Origin of the sequence: uncultured Parasphingopyxis sp., from assembly GCF_937129435.1 — a bacterium.
In the GTDB taxonomy this organism is placed as follows: domain Bacteria; phylum Pseudomonadota; class Alphaproteobacteria; order Sphingomonadales; family Sphingomonadaceae; genus Parasphingopyxis.
In genome coordinates, this window is the sequence record NZ_CAKZNF010000044.1 from 1 (window position 1) to 6,970 (window position 6,970).

General features: G+C 65.3%; 10 protein-coding genes. 4 read left to right on the top strand and 6 right to left on the bottom strand.

Annotated features, from left to right (window positions below; all coding sequences use genetic code 11):
• Positions 1 to 147: 147 nt before the first annotated feature.
• On the bottom strand, positions 148 to 876 hold the full coding sequence (gene dapB / locus Q0139_RS08225; RefSeq protein ID WP_298019978.1) for a 4-hydroxy-tetrahydrodipicolinate reductase: 729 nt from the start codon (positions 874 to 876) through the stop codon (positions 148 to 150).
• A 193-nt stretch (positions 877 to 1,069) separates the two neighbouring features.
• On the opposite strand from dapB, the gene Q0139_RS08230 reads away from it, so the two are divergent.
• Both Q0139_RS08230 and Q0139_RS08235 read left to right on the top strand, forming a co-directional pair.
• Entirely contained in the window at positions 1,070 to 1,771 is a 702-nt protein-coding gene (locus Q0139_RS08230; RefSeq protein WP_298019981.1) for an NAD-dependent deacylase, read from the top strand.
• A gap of 5 nt (positions 1,772 to 1,776) precedes the next feature.
• Positions 1,777 to 2,319: a manganese efflux pump MntP family protein gene (locus Q0139_RS08235; RefSeq protein ID WP_298019983.1), complete on the top strand. Its 543-nt coding sequence runs from the start codon at positions 1,777 to 1,779 to the stop codon at positions 2,317 to 2,319.
• 5 nt (positions 2,320 to 2,324) lie between these two features.
• Here Q0139_RS08235 and Q0139_RS08240 read toward each other — a convergent pair whose 3' ends face one another.
• The 5 genes from Q0139_RS08240 to lepB all read right to left on the bottom strand — a co-directional run bounded on the left by Q0139_RS08240 (position 2,325) and on the right by lepB (position 5,551).
• Positions 2,325 to 2,597 (bottom strand): hypothetical protein, encoded by a 273-nt coding sequence (locus tag Q0139_RS08240; RefSeq protein ID WP_298019986.1) that lies wholly within the window; start codon positions 2,595 to 2,597, stop codon positions 2,325 to 2,327.
• Between the two features lie 161 nt (positions 2,598 to 2,758).
• Positions 2,759 to 3,652: a GTPase Era gene (gene era / locus Q0139_RS08245; RefSeq protein WP_298019989.1), complete on the bottom strand. Its 894-nt coding sequence runs from the start codon at positions 3,650 to 3,652 to the stop codon at positions 2,759 to 2,761.
• Positions 3,649 to 3,975 (bottom strand): GIY-YIG nuclease family protein, encoded by a 327-nt coding sequence (locus tag Q0139_RS08250; RefSeq protein WP_298019991.1) that lies wholly within the window; start codon positions 3,973 to 3,975, stop codon positions 3,649 to 3,651. Before Q0139_RS08250 ends, era begins: the two co-directional genes overlap by 4 nt.
• A gap of 53 nt (positions 3,976 to 4,028) precedes the next feature.
• Positions 4,029 to 4,694, bottom strand: coding sequence for a ribonuclease III (gene rnc, locus Q0139_RS08255; RefSeq protein WP_298019994.1), 666 nt, complete (start codon positions 4,692 to 4,694; stop codon positions 4,029 to 4,031).
• Positions 4,694 to 5,551 carry a signal peptidase I gene (gene lepB, locus Q0139_RS08260; protein ID WP_298019997.1) on the bottom strand — a complete coding sequence of 286 codons (858 nt, stop codon included), beginning with the start codon at positions 5,549 to 5,551 and terminating at the stop codon, positions 4,694 to 4,696. Before lepB ends, rnc begins: the two co-directional genes overlap by 1 nt.
• 182 nt (positions 5,552 to 5,733) lie before the next feature.
• Here lepB and Q0139_RS08265 point away from each other — a divergent pair, with 182 nt between their 5' ends.
• Together Q0139_RS08265 and Q0139_RS08270 are read left to right on the top strand one after the other, a co-directional pair.
• Positions 5,734 to 6,411 (top strand): hypothetical protein, encoded by a 678-nt coding sequence (locus tag Q0139_RS08265; protein WP_298020000.1) that lies wholly within the window; start codon positions 5,734 to 5,736, stop codon positions 6,409 to 6,411.
• A 256-nt stretch (positions 6,412 to 6,667) separates the two neighbouring features.
• Positions 6,668 to 6,970, top strand: a 303-nt coding sequence (locus Q0139_RS08270) for a response regulator (protein WP_298020003.1), incomplete at its 3' end; no start/stop codon positions are given.

Consider the following 6,970-nt stretch of genomic DNA (forward strand, 5'->3'; position numbering starts at 1 on the left):
TTTGTCAGACCTCGCCTACGGCTCGGCGCCGCACCAGCCCTCTCCCCCACCCGGCCTCCCATTCAGGATACTCACGTGGGAGGCCGGGTGGGGGAGAGGGCTGGTGCGGCGCTTTGGCGAAAGCCAAAGTCTGACAAACCAAAACCATCACAGCCCCAGCACATCCGTCATCACATATCGCCCGGCCGGCATTCCATCGAGCCACAGCGCGGCCTTGATTGCTCCCCGCGCAAAGATATCGCGATTCTCGGCGCGGTGGCCGAGTTCGATGCGTTCGCCATCGGTCGCGAAGATCGCCAGATGCTCGCCGGCGACCGAACCGCCGCGCAGGCTCGCAAAGCCGATCGCGCCTTCCGCTCGCTTGCAATCGGTGCCGTCGCGGCCGCGTTCGGCGACGTCGCCCAGCGAGACGTCCCGCCCCTTCGCCGCCGCTTCGCCGAGGAGCAAGGCCGTGCCGGAGGGCGCGTCCACCTTGTGCCGATGGTGCATCTCGACGATCTCGATGTCCCAGTCGCTGCCGAGACGCCGCGCCGCGTCGCGGACGAGATGGGCGAGCAGGTTGACGCCGAGCGAGGTGTTCGCCGCCAGCAGCACCGGAATGTCCTTCGCCGCCGCGTCGATGGCGTCATGGTGCGCCTGTTCGAGACCCGTGGTGCCGATCAGGATCGGGGTGCCCGCACCGCGCGCCGCGTCGAGATGGGCGGCAAGCGCCTCCGGCGTCGAGAAATCGACAAGAACGTCGGCGTCCTTCGCCAGCGACAGCGCATCGCCGCCCTTGTCGACGCCGCCTGCATGGCCCGCGCCCATGCCATCGAGCATCGCGGCGATCGCCTGTCCCATCCGCCCTTCGCTGCCGAAAATGCCGATCTCGGTCATCGCGCCCCGCCTCGAGAAGTCGCACAGTTCACGCCTGTTACGTGCGCGAGCGCGGCCAGCTCGTGAAACAGGCATCGCAGCGCGGACGGCGGAATGGCGGATATGGGACGAGTCATCGCCGGGTGTGATGACAGACATTTTCCAATAATGACAGCCTTCCGTAGGGCGACGGCGGGCGGCTATAGCCCTCCCTATGACCGATATTCAGAGCATCGTGGTACTGACCGGCGCGGGCATTTCGGCCGAAAGCGGCGTACCGACCTTTCGCGGGCCGGACGGGCTGTGGGAGGGGCACCGGGTCGAGGATGTGGCAACGCCCGATGCCTATGCGCGCGATCCCGATCTCGTGCTCGATTTTTACGACCAGCGGCGGGCCAATCTCGACAGGGTCACGCCCAATGAGGCGCATGAGGCATTGGGGCGTCTCGACGCCGAATGGCCGGGCGAGCTGCTGATCGTGACGCAGAATGTCGACGATCTGCACGAACGCGGCGGAGCGACGCGGCTGCTCCACATGCATGGCGAACTGAAAAAGGGATGGTGCCTGGCCTGCGACGCACGCGCGCCGTTCGACGGCACGATGGCCGATCGCCCGGCCTGCGCCTCCTGCGGCACGGCCGGTCAGATTCGCCCCGACATCGTCTGGTTCGGCGAAATGCCCTACGAGATGGACCGGATCGACGATGCGCTGGCCGCGTGCGACCTGTTCGTGTCGATCGGAACGTCGGGTGCGGTCTATCCCGCCGCCGGCTTCGTCCAGGGCGCACGCCATCACGGCGCCCGGACGCTCGAACTCAATCTCGAACCGAGCGAGGGGAGCATCTTCTTCCACGAAAGCCGGATGGGGAGGGCGGGCGAACTGGTGCCAGCCTGGGTGGACGAGATGCTCGGCTAACACTCATGATCGCCGTCCTGATCCTCGCCCTTGCGCTGGCCATGGATGCCTTCGCCGTGTCGCTGGCGCAGGGCGCGGCCGGGCGGGTGCGGGTGCCGCAGGCGCTGACGCTCGCACTGGCCTTCGGCGTCGCGCAGGGCGTGATGCCGCTGATCGGCTGGGCATTGGGAACGGCGTTCTCCGGCTGGTTCGAAGCGGTCGACCACTGGATCGCCTTCGGGTTGCTGACGATCCTCGGTCTCAACATGCTCCGCGCCTCGCGCGAGGATACCGAGGCCGATCCGTCACTGACCGGCTGGCACCTCTTCGCCGCCGCGATCGCGACGAGCATCGATGCCGCCGTGGCAGGGATCACGCTACCGCTGCTGTCGGTCCCGCCGCTCGTCGCGTGTCTCACGATCGGCAGCGTAACGGCGGTGCTGTGCTTCGTCGGCGCGCTCGGCGGCGGCCATGCGGGAAAGCGGCTGGAGGGCAGGGCTGAGATGCTGGGCGGGCTGGTGCTGATCGGGCTCGGCGTGAAGATCCTGGTCCAGCATCTCTGGGAGTAAGCCGCCTATTCTTGGGATGCGCCCGCTTTATCGAACCGCGCCAACATTGCTGCTCTGTCATCATTATCAGCAATGTGGATGATGAGTGTTGAAACCACTTCGGCGATCGGGTGCTGTGCACAGCACTGGGCGAACTCGAACACTTCGTCCAACTCCTCGTGCTCATGCCATGTCGTCATGATGTGATGATTGTCGGGTACAGGCCCGGGCTGCCATTTACGCATGTTTTCGCCGTCGATCTCATCATGCCAAGTGAGGCAGTTTTCGCCCCAGACCATTGCGTTGAGACAGCCTTGGCTGACGAGCCAGGCAGAAACCTCTCTCCGCCAAGTTTCTGAACATTTCTGCTCCGCGATCAATACCGCACGGAAGGGAGCATATCCTTGAATATCAGGAAGGGCTGCACCGTGAGGGAGGTGCAAATATGTCGGAGTAGCGCTCACTCCACCCAGTCGAGCCCGATGTCGCGGTAAAGGCCGCGGTCCTCGTCCCAATTCTCCTTCACCTTCACATGGAGGAAGAGGTGGACCTTGCGGCCGAGCAACTCGCCGAGCTCCTCGCGCGCCTTCTGGCCGATCTCCTTGATCCGGGCGCCGCCCTTCCCGAGAACGATCGCCTTTTGCGTCGGCCGGGCGACGAGGATCTGCTGGCGGATCTCGACGCTGCCGTCCTTGCGCTCGGTGTAGCTCTCGGTGTCGACGGCGCTCGCATAAGGGAGTTCCTCGCGCAGCTGGTGGTAGAGCTGTTCTCGCGTTACTTCGGCGGCGAGCAGGCGCTGGCTGGCATCGCTGACCTGGTCTTCGGGGAAGTGCCACGGCCCCTCGGGCATTGCCTCCGCGAGCGCGGCCTTGAGATCAGCAACACCGTCGCCGCTGGTCGCGGAGATCATGAAGGTGTCGCGCGGTTCGAGCAGCGCATTGAGCCCGGCGGCGAGGCGCAGCAACTCGTCCTTCTTCGCGATATCGACCTTGTTGAGGATCAGGATTTTCGGCTCGGGGCGTTCGCGCAGATTGTCGACCATCGTCTCGATATTTGCCTTCAGGCCCGCCCTGGCATCGACGATCAGCGCGATCACGTCCGCGCCTTCCGCGCCGCCCCAGGCCGCCGCGACCATCGCCCGATCGAGCCGCCGCTTGGGCGCGAAGATGCCCGGCGTGTCGATGAGCACGATCTGCGTCTCGCCGTCGATCGCAATGCCCATCAGCCGCGTACGCGTGGTCTGGGCTTTGGGGCTGGTGATCGCGACCTTTTGCCCGACCAGCGCATTGACGAGCGTCGACTTGCCCGCATTCGGCGCGCCGACCACCGCCACGAAACCGCATCGCTGGGTCATGCATCATCCCCTACCGATTGCCCTGAGCTTGTCGAAGGGCTGCTTTCCTTTTTCTTGGACAGCCGTGATATTTCACCCCAATCACCTCGGATCAACGCAAGCTTCTTGGCCTTGCTCCACCCCTTGATCCGTTGTTCCATCGACTTTGCCTCATCGCGTGTCGGAAAGGCCTCCGACCAGACAAGCGAAACGGGTAGATGATCACGCGAGTAACCGGGGATCGCACCGCTCTCATGCTGTGCAACGCGCCGTTCGAGATCGTCGGTATGCCCCGCATAGAGGAAGCCGCCACGGCAGTGGAGTAGGTAAGTCCAGAACGTCATGCAGGGGTGCTTGAAGTAAAAGCAGCCCTTCGACAAGCTCAGGGCAATCGGCCTTATTTTGCGACCTTTTCCAGCAGTGCCTTCGCCGCCTCGGTTTCCGCCTCGCGTTTAGAGCCGGCTTCGGCCTCCGCCGTTTCGCCGCGCGGCAGGCTTGCGCTTACTGTGAAGCGCGGGTCGTGGGGAGGGCCGCTTTCGCGGACGATGGCATAGACGGGCGGTTCGAAGCCGTTGGCCGCAGCCCATTCCTGGAGCGCGCTTTTCGGATGGAGGGGTGCTTTTTCCATGCCGGTCACGCGCCCGTCCCAGGCGCCGAGCACGAAGCGTTTCGCCGCCTCCAGCCCGCCGTCGAGATACAGCGCGCCGATCAGCGCCTCGACGACATCGCCGAGCACATTGTCGCTATCGGCCGCGCCATCGTCGCGCGCCTGCTTGCCCAGGCGAATATGCGGGGCTACGCCGATATCGCGTCCGATCGCGGCGCAGGTCGTGCCGGACACCAGCTGCGAGAGCCGGTTGTTGAGCTTGCCCTCGGCGTCGGCGTCGTAGCGCGCATAGAGCCAGTCGGCGACGATCAGGCCGAGGACGCGGTCGCCGAGAAATTCGAGCCGTTGGTAATCGGGATCGGCCGTGCTGGGATGGGTAAGCGCACGCGCGAAATGCGCCGGTTCGACGGGATCATGGCCGAGCGTTTCGCGCACCCATTTGGCGATACCGGTCATCAGAACCGCGTCCCGAACCGGTGCCACCGGGCGGCGCTGAACCAGCTGACCGGGTTGAACCAGCTTGCCGATCCGTCGGTCGACCAGAAGATGACCATGGCGCGGCCGACGATATTCTCTTCGGGCACCAGGCCGACACCGCCGCCGCGTTCGGGCGGGAAGCGGCTGTCGGCGCTGCGGTCGCGATCGTCGCCGAGCATGAAATAATGGCCTTCGGGCACGGTGACCGCCTGCGTCGAATCGGCCGTCGTATTGCCGGCATCGAGGATTTCGTACGAACGGCCGCCGGGCAGCGTTTCGCGGTAGCGCGGCGTGCGGCAGAACAGCTCGCCATTCTCCCGCTCGAGCTGCGTGTCGAGGCTTTGCGGGCATTCCGACGTGTCGCCCACCGGCTCGCGGTAGTCGGCGATACGGACCTGCATCGCTTCCTCGCCGTTGATGAAGAGCGCGCCGTCGATCAGCTGCACCGTATCGCCCGGCAGGCCGATGACGCGTTTCACATAGTCGCTGTCGGTGTCGGCGGGGGATCGAAAGACGACGATATCGCCGCGTTCGGGCCGGCCGCTGCCGATGCGTCCGTCGATAAAGGAGGGCGAGAAGGGGAAGCTGTATCGCGAATAGCCATAGGGCCATTTCGCGGCGAACAGATAGTCGCCGACCCGCATCGTCGGCGTCATCGATCGCGAGGGTATGTTGTACGGCGCAATGACGAGGCTGCGCAGCAACAGGCCGAGGATTGCGAGCGTCAGCAGGAATCGAATCCACTCCCATGCGGACCGCTTGCGCGAGCGCGCGCGTTCGCCGCTTTCGTGCGCCGCCGGGCCGATCGGCTCCTGTTCCTCGAACTCCCTCAACATGGCGGCTGCCTTTGCCGAGCGGGGGGCAGGGGTCAAGCGCCGCGATGCCGCCGAACTTGCGACAATTTGCGACAAATTTCGCCGCGACTGGGATCGTTTCGCGACAATCGGCCTTCATTAAGGGCAGGTAGCGGGGAACGATCGTCGTTCTCCCATCGAATGACGAGCACAAGGGACAGGATATGAAACTCTTGAACAAAACGACCGGAACCGCCGCCTTTGCCGGTATATTGCTGACGGGCGCGGCGATTGCCGTCGCGCAGCCCGGCGACCGCGGTATGCGCGCCGATGCCGATGGCGACGGCAACCTCACCATGGCCGAAATCAACGCCCAGATCGATGAACGCTTCGCCCGCATGGACGTCAATGGCGACGGCGCGATTGACGAAAGCGAGCGTCAGGCGATGCGCGAGGGCCGGCGCGGCCGTGGCCATCATGGGCGTCGTGGCGGACGCGGCGGCGGTCATGGCGATCGCATGGCGCGGATGGACGCGAACAGCGACGGCCAGATTTCGCGCGAGGAATTCCTCGCCCCGTTCGACCAGATGGACACCGACAATGACGGCATGCTGACCGAGGCCGAGCGTCAGGCCGCACGGACGGCGATGCGCGAGCGCTGGGGCGAACGCCGCGCCGAGCGCCGCGGCAACCGGATGGCCCAGATCGATACCGATGGCGATGGCAGCATCAGCCGCGCCGAAATGGGTGCCCGGGCCGAATCGCGTTTCCAGCGCATGGACGCCGATGGTAACGGAACCGTGACCCAGGCCGAAAGACAGGCTGCATGGCAGGCGATGCGCGAAGAACGGCGGGAACGCCGCCAGCAGCGCCGCAGCCAGATGCAAAACCAGGGAAGCTAACGCCCCCTCCCGGCTCCCTGGACCAAAGGCGGCCGACCGCGCGTGACCGGTCGGCCGCTGATTGGTTTGTCAGACCTTGCCTTCGGCTCGGCGCCGCACCAGCCCTCACCCCCTCCCGACCTCCCATTCAGAATACGCTCGTGGGAGGTCGGGAGGGGGTGAGGGCCGGTGCGGCGATTTCCCAATAGGGAAATTCTGACAAACAAACTCCACACACTTCGACAATCACAGCCCGGACGCTAATGCTCTGCCAGCCATGACCGCCCAGCCTCATATCCTGCTCGTCGAGGACGAGCGCGCGATCCGCGAGCCGCTGGCCGAGTTCATCGGCCGCAACGGCTATCGCGTCACGGCGGTGTCGGAGGCGGTGTCGGCGCGCAAGGCGATCGAGGCGGGGGCGATCGACTGCGTCGTCTGCGACATCATGATGCCGGGCGAGGACGGGTTGAGCCTGACGCGCCATATCCGCGAAACCAGCGAAATCCCGGTCATCCTGCTCACCGCGCGGGCCGAAGAGACCGACCGCATCGTCGGTCTCGAAATGGGCGCGGACGATTAT